The sequence below is a fragment of the Pseudomonas sp. YA1 genome (assembly GCF_058680555.1).
The window spans coordinates 40,179-55,095 of the sequence record NZ_JBZWBG010000025.1; the positions used below are offsets into that span (position 1 = coordinate 40,179).

The following is a 14,917-nucleotide window of genomic DNA, read 5'->3' on the forward strand; positions in this document are numbered from 1 at the left end:
ACATCGCCATGATAGAAATTCGTTCCTTGCGTGATCTGTTGCGCCTGCTGTTCATCTACCAGCGCGAGTTCAAGCTGGCGGCCCTCAGCGCGGTGGTGATCATCGTCCTCGGCGCCTTCCTGCTGCCGGCCAAGTACGAGTCCAACGCACGCCTGCTGGTCAAGCCGGGTCGTGACTCGACCCTGCCGATCGAGATCAGCAACCGCCAGGCACTGGTGATGCCGAGCACCCAGCGCGACCCTATCGTCGACGAAGAACGCCTGCTCACCGGCCGGCCGATCGTCCGTCAGGTGGCCGAGCGCTACCTCGAGGTGCTGGCCAACCGGCCGCCGCCGGAGGGCCTGTGGAAGCGCACCAAGTTCTATGTGAAGAAGGCCATCGGCGCGGTGTTCGACGGGATTCGCGTGACCCTGGAAACCTTCGGCGTGATCGAGGAAACCACCGCGGTCGAGCGCCTGGCCAAGGACCTCGAGAAGAAATTCGAGGTCACCCATGCGGCCGGCTCGACGGTGATGGAGATCAGCTTCACCTGGAGCGAGCCGGAAGTCGCCCAGGAAGTGGTCAAGGCCTGGATCGAGATCTACATGGAAGAGCGCACCCAGGCGCTCGGCCGCAAGAGCCTGTACGCCTTCTACGAGGCGCAGACTGCCGACAGCGCGGCGCAGATCAAGAGCTACAAGGCGCAGATCCTCAAGCACCTCAACGAGATCGGCGCATCCAGCATCGAGGACCGCCTGCAGGACCTGTCCGAGCGGATCAACGTGCTGCGCGGCGAGCGTTTCAACTCGATCCGCCTGATCGCCTCCTCCGACAGCGCCCTGGAATCCACCCGCCAGCAACTCAAGGGGCTGCCCAGGGAGATCGTCACGGTGCGGCAGATCGCGCTGAACCCGGCGCAGCAGGACCTGCGCCGGCTGCTCAACCAGAAGCGCCTGGAACGCGCCGACATGATGCGCACCTACACCGACGACGCGCCGCCGGTGAAGGCCCTGGACGCCTCGATCCGTGCCCTGGAGAAAGAAGTCCAGGACGAAGGCGCCACCGTGCAGAGTTCCGAGGACCGCGCGCCGAACACCCTGACCACTCACCTGGAACGGGTCCTGCTGGACGAGACCAGCAACAACGCGGCCCTGCGCACCCAGCTCGCGGAGCAGGAAAAGCAGCTCGCCGAACTCGAGGCGCAACGGCGCGAAGCGCTGGACATCGAGCCGACCCTGGCGCGCCTGCAGCGCGAGCTGAACGCCACCGAGCGCAACTACGCGCTGTACGTCGACAGCCTGGAGAAATCGCGGATCGACCGTGAACTGGACAAGAGCCAGATCAGCAACATCTCGGTGATCGAGGAAGCCACCTACAACCCCGGGCGGATCTTCCCGAAAACCCTGCTGATGCTGTTCCTCGCCGTGCCCTTCGGTCTCGCCGTCGGCCTGCTGGTGGTCTATCTCTGCTACCTGCTCGACCAGCGCATCCACGACGGCGGCCTGGTCGAGGAGAAATTCGGCCTGCCGCTGTGGACCACCCTGCCGGAGCTGAGCAACAGCACCGCGGAGAGCAGCAACGCCTTCACCGCCAGCATCTACCGGCTGTACGGGCTGCTGCCCTACGCGCGCATCGAGGAAAAGGGCCTGACCCTGGGCCTGACCTCGGCGCGCCACGGTGAAGGCGTGACCTTCATCATCGAGCAACTGCGCCGCCTGCTGGAGGAAAACGGCGTGCGCGTGCGGGTCGGCGGCGAACCGGCCCAGCCGGGCGAAGTGGTATTGCTCGACGCGCCGGCCCTGCTGGACAGCCGCGAGGCCTTCATCGCCCTGCGCCGCGCCGACCTGATCGCCCTGGTGGTGGAGGCGCAGAAGAGCACCGTGCCGGTGGTCGAGCATGCGCTGACCATCCTCACCACGGCGTTCGGCAAGGTCGACGGGATCATCATCAACCGGCGCCGCTTCGAGGTGCCGAGCAAGGTCCTGCAGACCATCGCCCGCTACCGGAGCGCGTTCTGATGCGGATCGCCCTCCTCGCGCCCCTGCCGCCGGAAAAGAATGGCATCGCCGACTACGCCAGTCATTTCCGCAACGCCCTGCAGGGTCTCGGCATCGAAGTAGCCACGCCGCTCGCCGGCGTGGCGGCCGACAGCGCGAATATCGCCAGCCGGCTGGACAGCGTCGACTGGAACGCCTTCGACCTGGTCCATGCCGAACTCGGCGGCGGCCGCCTGGGTGAGTTCATCGCCCTGCGCGAGCTGCGCAAGCGCTTCCCGCGCCTGCCGCTGAGCGCCACCGTGCACGATCCGGAGCGCATGGTCTGGCGCCGCGAGCGCCTGCCCTGGCCGCTGAACCTGCTGGAACGCCTGCCCTCTCCCCTGCCCCAGGCCGCCGTGGTGCTCGCCGACCCGCTGACCCTGCGCGAAGAGCGTGCCGTGGCCCAGGGCCTGACGCGCCTGGTGACCCTCACCGGCCTGGGCGGCGAGTGCCTGGCCCGGCGGATGCGCCTGCCGCCCGGGCGGGTCGAGGTGATCAACCACGGCAACCTGGAGATCGCCACGGTGCCGCTGCCGTCGCTGGACACCCTGCGCCTGCTGTACTTCGGATTCATCTATCGCGGCAAAGGCATCGAGGACCTGCTCGAGGCCCTCGCCGACCTGTTCGCCAGCGCGCCGGAGATGCGCCAGCGCGTGCGCCTGACCCTGGCCGGCGGCACCGCCGCGGAAATGGCCTTCGGCGCCGGCGGCAACTACCTCGACCAGTTGAAGGCACAGATCGCCGAGCTTGGCCTGGCCGATGCCATCGACTGGAACCTGAACCTGGCCGCCGCGGACATCCCACGTACCATCCAGGCCCACCACGTGATGGTCCTGCCGTACCGCGAGTCGAAGAAACTCGGTCTGCTCGGCCAGCAGCGCGGCACCAGCGGCGCCCTGTCCTGGGCGGCAGCCTGCGGGCGCGGCGCGATCACCTCGGACGCTCGCGCCTTCGCCGAGGAAGTCGCCAGCGGCAACGGCGCCATCTACCCTCAGGGAGACGTGGCAGCCCTCTCCGAACAGTTGTTGAACCTCGCTCGCGAACCCCGCCTGGCACAGGCCTGGGCCGAGCGCGCCGGAGCGATCGGCCATGCGCGGACCTGGCCGCGCACCGCGCTGCGCTTCCAGGCACTGTTCAACGACATGGTGGGAACCGTTCATGGCACGTAAGGGACTCTATCTGGGCGGCAGCGCGCTGCTGCTCGCCGTGGTACTGCTGCTGGTGTTCTGGGGGCGTCCCGCCGACGCCGAGATCCAGGTACTGAAGGCGCCTCGCGCGGTGGTCTGGAAAGACTTCCTCGGGGTCAACGCGCAGTTCCTCTGGTTCAGCCCGGAGCGCTACAACAAGCAGATCGACCGCCTGCAGGACCTGGGGCTGGAGTGGGTGCGCCTGGACCTGCACTGGGACCGCCTGGAAACCGCCGAGGACCAGTACCAGTTGGCCTCCCTCGACCAGTTGGTCAAGGATCTCGAGGCGCGCCAGCTGAAGTCGGTGTTCTACCTGGTCGGTTCGGCCCGCTTCATCACCACCGCGCCGTTCTACTCGCCCTTCCAGGACCAGTATCCGCCGCGCGACCCGGAAGTCTTCGCCCGGCGCATGGCGATGCTCTCGCAGCGCTACCCGAGCGTGGCCGCCTGGCAGGTATGGAACGAGCCCAACCTGATCGGCTTCTGGCGGCCCAAGGCCGACCCGGAAGGCTACGCCAAGCTGCTCCAGGCCAGCACCATCGCCCTGCGCATGGTCGACCCGGAGAAGCCGGTGGTTTCCGCCGGCATGGCCTTCTTCAGCGAGATGCCCGACGGCCGCACCATGTTCGATGCCCTCGGCCACCTGGGCGTGGAGAGCCTCGGCACCATCGCCACCTACCACCCCTATACCCAGTTGCCGGAAGGCAACTACCCGTGGAACCTGGACTTCGTCTCCCACGCCAACCAGATCAACCGCGCCCTGCGCAACGCCGGCGTGCCGGCGATCTGGAGCACCGAGTGGGGCTGGTCGGCCTACAAGGGGCCGAAGGAGTTGCAGGACATCATTGGCGTCGAAGGCCAGGCCGACTACGTGCTGCGTCGCCTGGCGCTGATGAGTGCGCTGGACTACGACCGGATCTTCCTCTTCACCCTCAGCGATCTCGACCAGCGCGCCAGCGTGCGCGACCGCGACTACGGCCTGCTCGACCTGGACGCCAACCCCAAGCCGGTCTACCTGGCCCTGCAACGCTTCCTCAAGGTCACCGGGCCGAAGCTGCGCCCGGCCGACCCGCCGGTCACCGAGGACCTGCCCGACGGTTCCTTCAGCATCGGCTGGACCCGCGAGGACGGTCGCAACGTCTGGCTGTTCTGGTCGGCCCGCGGCGGCAATGTGCGCCTGCCGAAGCTCAAGGAGGCCACCCTGCACGATCCGCTCAGCGGCAAGGTCACGCCCTTGAGCGGCAGCGACGGCCTGGAAGTCCCGGTGAAGTCCAGCCTGCAGATGCTGGTCTGGGAGTGAAGCCACCCATGCGTATTCTCTGGATCCTGCCCTACTCGCCCTGGCCCACCACCAGCGGCGGCAAGACCCGCCAGTACCACCTGCTGCGCAGCCTCGCGGCACGCGGCCACCGGATCACCGTGCTGCTGCACAGCAAGCAGCCGGTGAGCGCCGAGGACCGCCGGGCCCTGGAGCCCTTCCTCGAACGCCTGGTCGTGCTGCCGCGCCGACCGCTGCGCAGCCTCTCCACGCTGCTCGCCGCGCTGTTCGCGCCCTACCCGCTGCTGGCCAGCGTCAACGGCCTGTCGGCGGAGCTGCAACGCACCGCCACGGAGTTGCTGCGCGAGCCCTGGGACGTGGTCCAGGTCGAGCACAGCTATAGCTTCCAGCCCTACGAGCGACCGCTGCGCGACGCCGGCCAGCCGTTCGTGCTCACCGAGCACAACGTCGAGTCGTCCCTCGGTGCCGCCACCTACGACCGCCTGCCGGGCTGGGCGCTGCCCTTCGTGCGCTACGACCAGTGGCGTTACCGCCGCTGGGAACGCCGGGTGATGAGCCAGGCGGCAGCGGTCGTCGCCGTGACCGAGAAAGATGCGCGGCAGCTCGGCGCGATGCTCGGGCGCCCGGTGCCAGTGGTGGTCAACGGGGTCGACTGCGAGCACTTCGCCGCTGCCCGGCCGACGCCCGAAGCGCAGCGCGTGCTGTTCCTCGGCAACTACGAATACGCACCGAACGTCGATGCCGTGGAATGGATGCTCGACGAGATCCTGCCGCGGGTCTGGGCACACTGCCCCGAGGCGCGCATGAGCGTCTGCGGCTATGCGCTGCCGGCGGAGTGGGCGCAACGCTGGAGCGATCCGCGCATCGAATGGCAAGGCTTCGTTCCCGACCTGCTGCAACTGCAATCGAGCAGTTCGGTGTTCCTCGCCGCGCTGCGCCATGGCGGCGGTTCGAAGCTGAAGGTGCTCGAGGCCCTGGCCGCCGGGCTGCCGCTGGCGAGTACCGCGCAGGGCGTTTCCGGCCTGGAACTGCGGGACGGCGAGGACTACCTGGGCGGCGAAACCGCCGAGCAGCTCGCCAACGCCGTGGTGCGCCTGTTGCAGGACCCCGCGCAGGCCCGCTCGCTGGGCGAGAACGGCCGCGCCTACGTACGTCGCGCGCACGACTGGAGCGTCGCCGCCAGCCAACTGGAACAGGTCTACGCCGGCCTCGCCGAAGGAGCGCCGGCATGCGCATAGGACTCGACTACCGCACCGTCGGCAGCTCGCCGCACTCGGGCATCAGCCGCCAGGTCTATGCCATGGAGCAGGCCCTGGAAAGCCTGCCCGGCACGCAGGTGACTCGCTTCACCGTGGCCCCTCTCGACGACCCGCTGCGCCAGCGGGCGGTCTGCCCGCCGTGGGGCTGCCCGCGCACCGCGATGCACCAGCCGCACCAGCGCCTGCGCTTCGAAGCCGGGTTCCTCCCACGCGCCTTGCGCGAGCAGGACATCGACCTGTACATCAGCACCTTCAACATGGGCCTGCCGCTACCGCCGCGTCCGCCGGGCGTGCGCTATGCGCTGCTGATCCACGACCTGTTCCAGATCACCCTGAAGAACTACCACGCCAACCGCCTCAAGGCACTGGTCTATCGGGTCAGCGACTACCTGTCGATCGCCTATGCGCTGCGTATCGCCGACCGTGTCTGGACCCCTTCGCAGTACAGCGCCGACGAGGCTGTGCGGCTGTTTCCCGGGGTCGCCGGGAAGGTCCGGGTGCTGCCCAACCAGGTCGACGGCTTCGCTGGCGAACCCGCCGACCTCTCGGCACGGGGCCTGCCGCCACGCTACTGGCTGCTGGTGGGTACCCGCGAACTGCGCAAGAACGTGCCCTGGTTCGTCAGTGCCTGGGCCCGGGCGCGCGCCCAGGCGCCCGGCGTGCCGCCGCTGGTGCTGGTCGGCAGCCTCGACCACCTGCCCGAGGAACAACGCGGCTTGCCCGGCCTGCACGCGCTCGGCGGGCTCGACGACGCCGAACTGCACGCGCTGTACCGCCAGGCCGAGCGGCTCTGGCAACCGTCCTACGCGGAAGGCTTCGGCCTGCCGGTGGTCGAGGCGCTGAGCGTCGGCACGCCGGTGGCGGTGGCCAGCGGCACCTCGCTGGACGAAGTCACCCCGCCGTCGGCGCCGCGCTTCTCGCCCAGCGACGGCGCCGCCCTGGAACGCCTGATGCTGCGCCTGGCCGATGCGCCGCGCGAAGCCTCGGCGGAAGAACTCATCGCCTGGGCCGCGCGCTTCAACCGCGAAGCCTACCGGCAACGGCTGGCCGCACTGATCGAGGAACTGAGTTGAGAATGTCGTTGGGAAACCTCGTCGCTGTCGTCTTCGGCCTGGCCTTCGGCGGAGCGCTGCTGATGCTCAGCCCGGCCAAGGCCGGCGCCGCCATGGTCGGCCTGGCGGCCGCGGTCACCATCCTGCGCTTTCCATTCTGGGGACTGCTGCTGTTCGCCCTGGTGGCGACCTTCATGCCCTACTCCACGGTCAACGTGGGGATCCGTTCGACGGTCAGCGAAGCGATTCTCGCCCTGACCTGGGGCGCGGTGCTCTGGCACATCTTCCTCTCGCGCCTGCCGCCGGCGCCGGCGCTGCGCTACCGCTCCACCGAGCGCATGCTGCTGTGGCTGATGCTGTTCACCGTGCTGCCGTTCGTGGTCGGCCAGGTCAGCATCAAGGCCGAGGCCAGCGGCCTGTCGAACTGGCTGCGCTGGTTGCTCAACCTGTCCATCGTGTTCCTCGCCGGACGCCTGCTGGTGGAGCGCAAGAACCGCGAGACACTGGTCATCGCCCTGCTGCTGGGCACCCTGGCGATGCTGCTGATGTCCATCGCGGTGTTCATCCGCTACCGCTCGGCGTCGGGGATGGCGCCGATCCTGGCGATGTTCAACTACGCCAACCTGGACACCCTCAAGTTCGGCCTGGAGGCGCTTTCCTCGCGAATGGGCTCGCCATGGATGCACCCCAACGCCACCGGCGGGATCATGGCCCTGCTGCTGCCCCTGGCGTTCTGCTACGGGGTCGCCAACCAGGGCTGGCGGCGTGGCCTGGGCCTCGCCGTGGCGGTCCTCGGCGCCGCCGCGATCCTCCTCGCCAGTTCCCGCGGGGCGATGCTCAGCCTGGCGGTGGTGCTGTTCTGGATGTCCCTGCGCAAGGTGCCCTACACCGGCCGCCTGCTGTTGCTCGGGGTCGGCCTGGTGGTGGTCCTGGTGCTCAGCTACCCGCCGTTGCAGGAACGCCTGGCGACCATCTTCTCGCCGCAGAACGCCAGTACCGAGGTGCGCTTCGACGAATACCGGATGTTCCCCAAGGCCGTCGCCCGCTATCCGCTGGGAATCGGCTTCAAGGTCGACCCGCCGGTGCCGGGCACCGACCTCCTGGGCATCTCCAACCTGTGGCTGAACTTCATGTACAAGGTCGGCCTCGGCGGCATGCTGCTGTTCATCGCGGTGACCTGGCGCTGGTGGCGCGAAGCCCGTCCGGAGAAAGGCCCGATCCGCCTGACCCGCGACAACGCGATCTGGCTGGGCAGCACAGGCGGCATCCTGGCGGCGCTGGTCAGCGGCCTGTTCGACCACTACTTCAGCTTCGCCGTGGTGATGATCGGCCTGTTCTGGCTGCTGGTCGGGATCAACCTGCTGGAAGCCCGCCGGCTGTTCCCGGAACGCCAGCCGCAACCGCGGGCGGTGGGTTATCGCAAGCTCAAGCGACAGCTCGAGCGCGGGGCCGAGGCCTGAGATGCTCGGCTCCGCCTTCTGGCTGACCCTGGCCACCCTGCTCGGCCTGTGCCTGGGCTTCGCCCGCGAATGGCTGCTGGTGGCCTCCTGGGGCGCCGGCGAGCGCAGCGACGCCTTCCTCATCGCCCTGTTCCTGCCCGAGGCCCTGCGCATGTCGCTGGCCGGCGGCGTGCTCAGCGCGGCGGCCCTGCCACTGTTCCTCGAACGCCAGGGCGAACGTCGCCTCGACTGGCTGGCGGCGATCCTCCCGGCGCTGCTCGGTATCGCCGTGGCGCTCAGCCTCCTGCTGCTGGCGGCGGCGCCCTGGCTGGTGCGCTTGCTCGGCCCGGGCCTGGCCGAGACGGCCAGCGCCCAGGCCGCGGCCAACTTGCGGATCCTCGCCTGGTGCGTGCCGGGGCTGATGCTCCATGCGCTGTTCAGCATCCCCCTGCAGGCCGCCGAGCGTTTCGTCCTGGCTGGGCTCGGCTCGCTGCTGTTCAACCTGCCGCCGGTGCTCTACCTGGCCTTGCACGGCCAGGCCAGCCAGCCCGAACAACTGGCCCTGGCCTGCCTGCTCGGCAGCCTGCTGATGCCGCTGGTGCTGCTGCCTTCGCTATGGATCGAGGGCTGGCGGCCCTGGCACTGGCGCCTGTCCGGCGTCGAACTGGGCGAGCTTGGCGGGCGCATCGGTCCGCTGTTGCTGAGCAACGCCGCCAGCCAGGGCCTGGCGCTGGTCGAGCGGCTGGTGGCCTCGCTGCTCGGCGAAGGCGCGGTGACCTGGGTCAACCTGGCGCGCAAGCTGATGAACCTGCCGCTGATCGCCCTGATGAGCCTCAACCAGGTGTTGCTCGGCATGATGAGCCGACGCCAGGGTGGCGAGCGCCTGGCCCTGCTTCGCCGCGGCCTGGAGACCGCCAGCCTGCTGACCCTGCCGGCCGGGGTCGGGCTGGTCGCCGCCGCACCCGGCCTGGTGGCCCTGTTGCTGCCGCAGCAGACCGCCGGCTCGCCGTTGCCGGCGCTGCTGGCCTGGTTCGCCGTGCCACTGGTGTTCGGCGCCTGGAATGCCTTGCTGGCGCGTTACGCCTACGCCGCCGGCGATACTCGCCTGCCACTGCGCTGCGAGCTGCTCGGCAGCGCGCTGAACGCCGCGCTGCTGGCGGTGCTGCCGTTGATTTTCGGACTGCCGGGGATTCCCCTCGCGGCCCTTGGCGGGGTGCTCTGCACCGCGCTGCTGCTGATGCGTCGCCAGGCCCTGCTCGGCGCCCTGCCCTGGGCCCGGCTGTGGCTGCTGAGCGCCCTGGCCATGGCGCTCGCCGCCGGCCTGCTGTTCCGCATCGACGGCATCTGGCTGCAATTGGGCCTGGGCACCGTCGCCGGTTGCCTGGCGCTGCTCGGCATGGCGCTCTGGCTGCGACCCTGGCGCACCGATTGACCCACGGCTCCGGGTAGGGAGCCTGGCCCTGGGGGCCTTCGAACAACCACTGTGAGTTAGCGCGTCAAGCGGGAGTTGCAAAGTGAAAAAACGCTGGATTCAGATGGATGTGACCCGCGGTGTGGGCATCCTGATCATCGTCTTCGGGCACAGCTGGTTCGTCGCCAGTTCGCCGACCGTGCTCTATCCGTTGCTCTCTCCGTTCATCCTGCCACTGTTCTTCTTCATTTCCGGGGTGTTCTTCAGGACCGAGCAACCCTTCGGCGAGATGGCCCTGCGCAAGGCCGACGCCCTGCTCAAGCCGTTCTTCGTGACCATGCTCGGCTACGTCATCCTCCGCGACCTGCTGCGCGGCCAGCCGCTGCTGCCGGACATCGGCGGAGTGCTGTACGCCTCGGTCGACACCCTGCCCTGGCAGGCGCTCTGGTACCTGCCGCACTTCTGGGTAGCGACCCTGTTCGCCTGGTTCATGCTGCGCGTCATCCAGCGTCTCGGCCTGTCCCTCGCCGCCAGTTGCGTGCTGCTGGCCGTACAACTGGGCCTGGGCATCCTGTTCCTCAAGACGTTCTGGCAGATCCCGGTGGAGTTCGGCGGCGAACAGTACCTGCTGCCGGGCCTGCCGTTCAGCCTGGACATCACCCTGATCAGCAGCGCGCACTTCATGTTCGGCTATGTCCTGCGCGACGTCCTGCGTCGCCACCAGAGTTCGTTGCTGACCCTGTGCATCGCCCTTGCCGTGACCACCGCCAGCTTCCTCTACTACCCGACGGTGGTGGACATGGCGCAGCGCCGCTACGACCACTGGTTCTGGGCCACCGTCCAGGCGGTGAGCGGCGTCTACCTGTGCTGGGCGCTGTCCGGGCTGATGATGAAGATCGACTGGCTGGGCAAGGCGATGACCTACATCGGCCAGTCGACCCTGATCCTGCTGATCTTCCACGGCGAGATCCAGCACAAGACCTTCAACCTGCTGGTCCACCTGGGCCTGTCGGAATCGGCCGCTGCCAGCGTCGCCCTGGTGATCTCGGTGATCGTCTCGCTGCTGATCGGCGAAGTGATCAAGCGCGTCGCGCTGCTGCGCGCCCTCTACTTCCCCTTCCCGGTGCGCAAGAAGGCCGCCGCGGTCCAGGGCGGCGGCGAAGCGCGCTGACGCCCTCGGCCCGGTGCGCCTGCGCCGGGCCTTTTCCCTCCCGTCTCCCTTTTCCCTACCGGGCGGCCGACCTCGCTTCGACCTGGCCGATGATCGCCCGCTCCTTTCGCTGAGCGGGTTGGTAGGCGGGCATTGCCTCCCTAGAATATGGAACATCGTTCCGAAATCTTGAAAAAGGGAGAAGCCATGACCTCTGCGGCCGTCGAGACCACCCCGCTAACCTGTGACGTGCTGGTCGTCGGCTCCGGCGCCGCCGGGCTGGCGGCGGCGGTGACCGCGACCTGGCACGGGCGCCGGGTAGTCCTGGTGGAGAAGGACCCGGTGTTCGGCGGCGCCAGCGCCTGGTCCGGCGGCTGGGCCTGGTTGCCGCGCAACCCGCTGGCGCGTCGCGCCGGTATCGAGGAAGACATCGAGCAACCGCGTACCTACCTGCGCCACGAACTGGGCGAGCGTTACGACGCCGCGCGGATCGACGCCTTCCTCGAAGCCTGCCCGCACATGGTGGCCTTCTTCGAGCGTCACACCCACCTGCGGTTCGTCGACGGCAACGGCATCCCGGACATGCATGGCGATACGCCGGGCGCCGCCGAAGGCGGCCACCAGTTGGTCGCCGCGCCCTATGACGCACGGCAACTGGGCCCGCTGCTGCCGCGCCTGCGCAAGACCCTGCGGGAGACCTCGTTCATGGGCATGCCGATCATGGCCGGCGCCGACCTCGCCGCCTTCCTCGACCTGACCCGCTCGCTGCCGGCCTTCCTGCATGTCGCCCGGCGCTTTTCCAGCCACCTCTGGCACCTGCTGCGCTACGGTCGCGCCATGCACCTGGTCAATGGCGTGGCTCTGGTAGCGCGCCTGGCCAAGTCCGCCGAAGCCCTGGGTGTGCGCCTGATCGAATCGGCGCCAGCCCGCGAACTGCTGCTGCGTGACGGCAAGGTGGTCGGCGCGCTGGTCGAGAGCGCCGAGGGACTCCTGCGCATCGAGGCAGGCGCCGTGGTCCTGGCCTGCGGCGGCTTTCCCCATGATCCGCAGCGCCGCGCCGAGCTGGCCCCTACCCTGGACACCCTGCTGCCGCTGCCGCCGCCGGGCTGCAACGGCGACGGCTTGCGCCTGGGGGAAAGCGCCGGCGGCCGGGTGGCCGACGACCTGCGCTCGCCGATCGCCTGGGCGCCGGTCTCGCGAGTTCCCCACGGCGATGGCGAGACCGGGCACTTCCCGCACATCATCGAGCGCGGCAAGCCCGGGGTGATCGGCGTGCTGGCCAACGGCAGGCGCTTCGTCAATGAGGCGCACGGTTACCACGACTATGTCGCCGCCCTGCTCGAGGCCACCCCGCCCGGGCAGCCGGCACGCTCCTGGCTGGTCTGCGACCGGCGCTTCCTGCGCCGCTACGGCCTCGGCTACGTGCGTCCGGCGCCGCTGCCGATCGCCGCGCACCTGCGCAGCGGCTATCTCAAGCGCGGGGCCAGCCTGGATCAGTTGGCAAGGAGCTGCGGCATCGACCCGTCCGGCCTGGCCGCCACCGTCGCCGAATACAACCGCCACGCCCGCGAGGGCCGCGACCCAGAGTTCGGCCGCGGCGGCACGGCATTCAACCGCAAGCAGGGCGACCCGGCGTATCCGGGGCCGAATCCCTGCGTCGCCCCCATCGAACGCGGACCGTACTACGCGGTGCAGGTCGACCCCGGCTGCTTCGGTACCTTCGCCGGGCTGAAGACCGACGCCCAGGCCCGCGTGCTGGACGGCGGCGGCCAGCCGATCCCCGGCCTGTACGCGGCGGGCGCGGACATGGCGAGTCTGTTCGCCGGCCACTATCCCTCCGGCGGCATCAACCTGGGACCGGCGCTGACCTTCGGCTACATCGCCGGACGCCATATCGCCGGCGCCATCGGCTACGAGCAGGAGCAAGCGCAGCGCGGTTGAACGTTCCAACGGGCGCAGCGGCCTAAACAGGCAAGCTTTCCTTCGGAACCCAAGCATGAGCGCAGCGCCACCGGAGATCCCCGCCCTGCCCGCCGGCCTCTGCTACGTCGACGACCGCCAGCCGGGCATCCGTCGACGCCGGCAGGGCAAGCGCTTCGTCTATTTCGACGCCAACGGCCAGCGCATCGGCGACGCCGAGGAAATCCGCCGGCTGGACAAGCTGGCCATTCCGCCGGCCTATCGCGAGGTCTGGATCTGTCCCGACCCCAACGGCCATCTCCAGGCCACCGGCCGCGACGCCCGTGGGCGCAAGCAGTACCGCTACCACCCGCGCTGGCGCGAGGTACGCGATGCCGACAAGTACGAGCGCCTGCTGCGCTTCGGCCAGGCGCTGCCGCGGCTGCGCCGGCACATCGACGCCCAGTTGCGCCTGCCCGGCCTCGGTCGCGACAAGGTGGTGGCCCTGGCGGTGGCGCTGCTCGACGCCACCCTGATCCGCGTCGGCAACCACCGCTACGCCCGCGACAACCGCTCCTACGGCCTGACCACCCTGCGTACCCGGCACGTCGACGTGAACGGCAGTCGCATCCGTTTCCGCTTCAAGGGCAAGAGCGGCATCGAGCACGACGTCAGCCTGGAGCATCCGCGCCTGGCGCGGGTGCTGCGGCGCTGCCTGGAATTGCCCGGCCAGGACCTGTTGCAGTACCTGGACGAGGACGGCCAGCCGCACCGCATCGGCTCCCACGACATCAACGAGTACCTGCGCCGGCACACCGGCGAGGATTTCAGCGCCAAGGACTACCGCACCTGGGCCGGCAGCGCGCTGGCGCTGGAGCGCCTGCGGCGTGCCGAAGCCGACGGGCTCGGCGCGGTGGTGGCGGAGGTCGCCGCCGAATTGGGCAACAGCGTGGCGATCTGCCGGCAATGCTACATCCACCCGGCGATCATCGAGGCCTACCAGGCCGGGCAACTGGGCCAGCTCAGGCGCGCCCGCAAGCGCCGCTGGCTGAGCGCCGAGGAAGCGACCCTGCTGGCCTTCCTCGACACGCCCGGCTGATCAGTTGCCCGGATGCGGATCGATGCCGTGCCGGCGCAGCAGGCCGAGCAGGCGGCCAATCTCGGTCTGGCAGGCTTCCAGTTCCTTGCGCAGGGTGTGTTCGCGGCGCTGCTGCTCCAGCTTCATGCGTTCGAGTTCGGCGCGCGCCTCGCGGCGGATCTGCCGCTCGCGCTCCTTGTCGGAATGCTCGGCGCCGAGGGCCTCCTCGGCCTTGCGCGCGCGGTACTCGCGCATCCGCTGGGCGGCCGACTTGGCCTTGCCGCTCGGCTTGGGGCCGGGTTTGCTGGCTTTCATGAACGCCTCCATCTGCGTAACGTTACGCAATCAGAATAGCGTAACGTTACGCAGATAAACAGGGTCTATGCTTAGAGCGGCGGGGCCGAGCGCAGCATCACCGACTTCAGTGCGAAGGCCGACTTGATGCCAGCCACGCCGGGAATGCAGGTCAGGGTATTGGTGAGGAACGCCTGGTAGGCGGCGAGATCCTTGACCACCACCCGCAGCATGTAGTCGGCATCGCCGGTCATCTGGAAACAGCTCATGACCTGCGGCGCATCGACGATGCGTTCCTCGAAGCGCGCGAGGTAGTCGCCGGTCTGCTTTTCCAGGGACACCGAGACGAACACGCTCATCGCCCCGGACAGGCGCTCCTCGTCGAGCCGGGCGAAGTAGCCCTGGATGTAGTGTTCCTCTTCCAGGCGGCGTACCCGGCGCAGCGTCGGCGTCAGCGACAGGCCGACCTTCTGGGCGAGATCGCGCCAGCTCAGGCGGCCGTCGTCGGCCAGGGCGCGGAGGATTTTCAGGTCGATGCGGTCGAGTTCAGCCATGGTGCGTTGTTTCTCTTGTTAGCGATTCTTGTAGTTCAAACAACCCAATACTGTCGGAATACCTTAGTCAATTTGGAGCAAAAAACTAGCACCCGAAGCCTATACTGAAATTACAAAAACAAAACCCGAGGGCCTCACCATGAGTGACGTCACCCAGTACCACCGCGCCTGCCATACCCCGGCACGCCTGCAACCCGCCCCCACCCACAGGACGGGAACCCGCCATCCGCCCAGTCCGCCGCTTCGAGCGCCGTTCGCCCGTTTCTGATCTCTCCAACCGTTTGGCCCGGACCGGGCCGG

General features: G+C 68.8%; 13 protein-coding genes. 11 read left to right on the forward strand and 2 right to left on the reverse strand.

Annotated elements, in window-relative coordinates:
- Positions 1-8 precede the first annotated feature (8 nt).
- The 10 genes from AC4OR5_RS27730 to AC4OR5_RS27775 all read left to right on the forward strand — a co-directional run bounded on the left by AC4OR5_RS27730 (position 9) and on the right by AC4OR5_RS27775 (position 13,790).
- On the forward strand, positions 9-1,997 hold the full coding sequence (locus AC4OR5_RS27730) for a GumC family protein (RefSeq protein WP_003089228.1): 1,989 nt from the start codon (positions 9-11) through the stop codon (positions 1,995-1,997).
- Positions 1,997-3,184, forward strand: coding sequence for a glycosyltransferase family 4 protein (locus AC4OR5_RS27735; RefSeq protein ID WP_003089229.1), 1,188 nt, complete (start codon positions 1,997-1,999; stop codon positions 3,182-3,184). The genes AC4OR5_RS27730 and AC4OR5_RS27735 overlap by 1 nt, the downstream gene beginning before the upstream one ends.
- Positions 3,174-4,502, forward strand: a complete 1,329-nt coding sequence (locus tag AC4OR5_RS27740) for a glycoside hydrolase 5 family protein (RefSeq protein WP_003089230.1) — start codon at positions 3,174-3,176, stop codon at positions 4,500-4,502. Before AC4OR5_RS27735 ends, AC4OR5_RS27740 begins: the two co-directional genes overlap by 11 nt.
- Positions 4,503-4,510: 8 nt before the next feature.
- The gene (locus tag AC4OR5_RS27745) at positions 4,511-5,719 is read left to right on the forward strand and encodes a glycosyltransferase family 4 protein (RefSeq protein WP_058160003.1); all 1,209 of its coding nucleotides are present in this window, start codon (positions 4,511-4,513) and stop codon (positions 5,717-5,719) included.
- Positions 5,710-6,813, forward strand: coding sequence for a glycosyltransferase family 4 protein (locus tag AC4OR5_RS27750; protein ID WP_023875335.1), 1,104 nt, complete (start codon positions 5,710-5,712; stop codon positions 6,811-6,813). Before AC4OR5_RS27745 ends, AC4OR5_RS27750 begins: the two co-directional genes overlap by 10 nt.
- A gap of 2 nt (positions 6,814-6,815) precedes the next feature.
- Entirely contained in the window at positions 6,816-8,252 is a 1,437-nt protein-coding gene (locus AC4OR5_RS27755) for a biofilm formation protein PslJ (protein WP_003089234.1), read from the forward strand.
- Between the two features lies 1 nt (position 8,253).
- A complete protein-coding gene (locus AC4OR5_RS27760) occupies positions 8,254-9,663 on the forward strand; it encodes a lipid II flippase MurJ (protein WP_003131842.1) in 1,410 nt (469 codons plus the stop codon).
- 82 nt (positions 9,664-9,745) lie between these two features.
- Positions 9,746-10,813 carry an acyltransferase family protein gene (locus tag AC4OR5_RS27765; protein WP_058160002.1) on the forward strand — a complete coding sequence of 356 codons (1,068 nt, stop codon included), beginning with the start codon at positions 9,746-9,748 and terminating at the stop codon, positions 10,811-10,813.
- 186 nt (positions 10,814-10,999) lie between these two features.
- A complete protein-coding gene (locus AC4OR5_RS27770) occupies positions 11,000-12,733 on the forward strand; it encodes an FAD-dependent oxidoreductase (RefSeq protein ID WP_058160001.1) in 1,734 nt (577 codons plus the stop codon).
- A gap of 55 nt (positions 12,734-12,788) precedes the next feature.
- On the forward strand, positions 12,789-13,790 hold the full coding sequence (locus AC4OR5_RS27775; protein ID WP_003089242.1) for a DNA topoisomerase IB: 1,002 nt from the start codon (positions 12,789-12,791) through the stop codon (positions 13,788-13,790).
- Here AC4OR5_RS27775 and AC4OR5_RS27780 read toward each other — a convergent pair whose 3' ends face one another.
- On the reverse strand, positions 13,791-14,084 hold the full coding sequence (locus AC4OR5_RS27780; RefSeq protein ID WP_003089244.1) for a hypothetical protein: 294 nt from the start codon (positions 14,082-14,084) through the stop codon (positions 13,791-13,793).
- Between the two features lie 71 nt (positions 14,085-14,155).
- Positions 14,156-14,617: an Lrp/AsnC family transcriptional regulator gene (locus AC4OR5_RS27785; RefSeq protein WP_003089245.1), complete on the reverse strand. Its 462-nt coding sequence runs from the start codon at positions 14,615-14,617 to the stop codon at positions 14,156-14,158.
- Positions 14,618-14,756: 139 nt separating this feature from the next.
- On the opposite strand from AC4OR5_RS27785, the gene AC4OR5_RS27790 reads away from it, so the two are divergent.
- Positions 14,757-14,885, forward strand: a complete 129-nt coding sequence (locus AC4OR5_RS27790) for a hypothetical protein (RefSeq protein ID WP_020751161.1) — start codon at positions 14,757-14,759, stop codon at positions 14,883-14,885.
- Positions 14,886-14,917: the final 32 nt, after the last annotated feature.

What these genes read in the sequence shown, in the direction of transcription:
- AC4OR5_RS27730 (WP_003089228.1), top strand. Translation starts at nt 9, where the DNA reads ATGATAGAAATTCGTTCCTTGCGTGATCTGTTGCGCCTGCTGTTCATC.
- AC4OR5_RS27735 (WP_003089229.1), top strand. Translation starts at nt 1,997, where the DNA reads ATGCGGATCGCCCTCCTCGCGCCCCTGCCGCCGGAAAAGAATGGCATC.
- AC4OR5_RS27740 (WP_003089230.1), top strand. Translation starts at nt 3,174, where the DNA reads ATGGCACGTAAGGGACTCTATCTGGGCGGCAGCGCGCTGCTGCTCGCC.
- AC4OR5_RS27745 (WP_058160003.1), top strand. Translation starts at nt 4,511, where the DNA reads ATGCGTATTCTCTGGATCCTGCCCTACTCGCCCTGGCCCACCACCAGC.
- AC4OR5_RS27750 (WP_023875335.1), top strand. Translation starts at nt 5,710, where the DNA reads ATGCGCATAGGACTCGACTACCGCACCGTCGGCAGCTCGCCGCACTCG.
- AC4OR5_RS27755 (WP_003089234.1), top strand. Translation starts at nt 6,816, where the DNA reads ATGTCGTTGGGAAACCTCGTCGCTGTCGTCTTCGGCCTGGCCTTCGGC.
- AC4OR5_RS27760 (WP_003131842.1), top strand. Translation starts at nt 8,254, where the DNA reads ATGCTCGGCTCCGCCTTCTGGCTGACCCTGGCCACCCTGCTCGGCCTG.
- AC4OR5_RS27770 (WP_058160001.1), top strand. Translation starts at nt 11,000, where the DNA reads ATGACCTCTGCGGCCGTCGAGACCACCCCGCTAACCTGTGACGTGCTG.
- AC4OR5_RS27775 (WP_003089242.1), top strand. Translation starts at nt 12,789, where the DNA reads ATGAGCGCAGCGCCACCGGAGATCCCCGCCCTGCCCGCCGGCCTCTGC.
- AC4OR5_RS27780 (WP_003089244.1), bottom strand. Translation starts at nt 14,084, where the DNA reads ATGAAAGCCAGCAAACCCGGCCCCAAGCCGAGCGGCAAGGCCAAGTCG.
- AC4OR5_RS27785 (WP_003089245.1), bottom strand. Translation starts at nt 14,617, where the DNA reads ATGGCTGAACTCGACCGCATCGACCTGAAAATCCTCCGCGCCCTGGCC.
- AC4OR5_RS27790 (WP_020751161.1), top strand. Translation starts at nt 14,757, where the DNA reads ATGAGTGACGTCACCCAGTACCACCGCGCCTGCCATACCCCGGCACGC.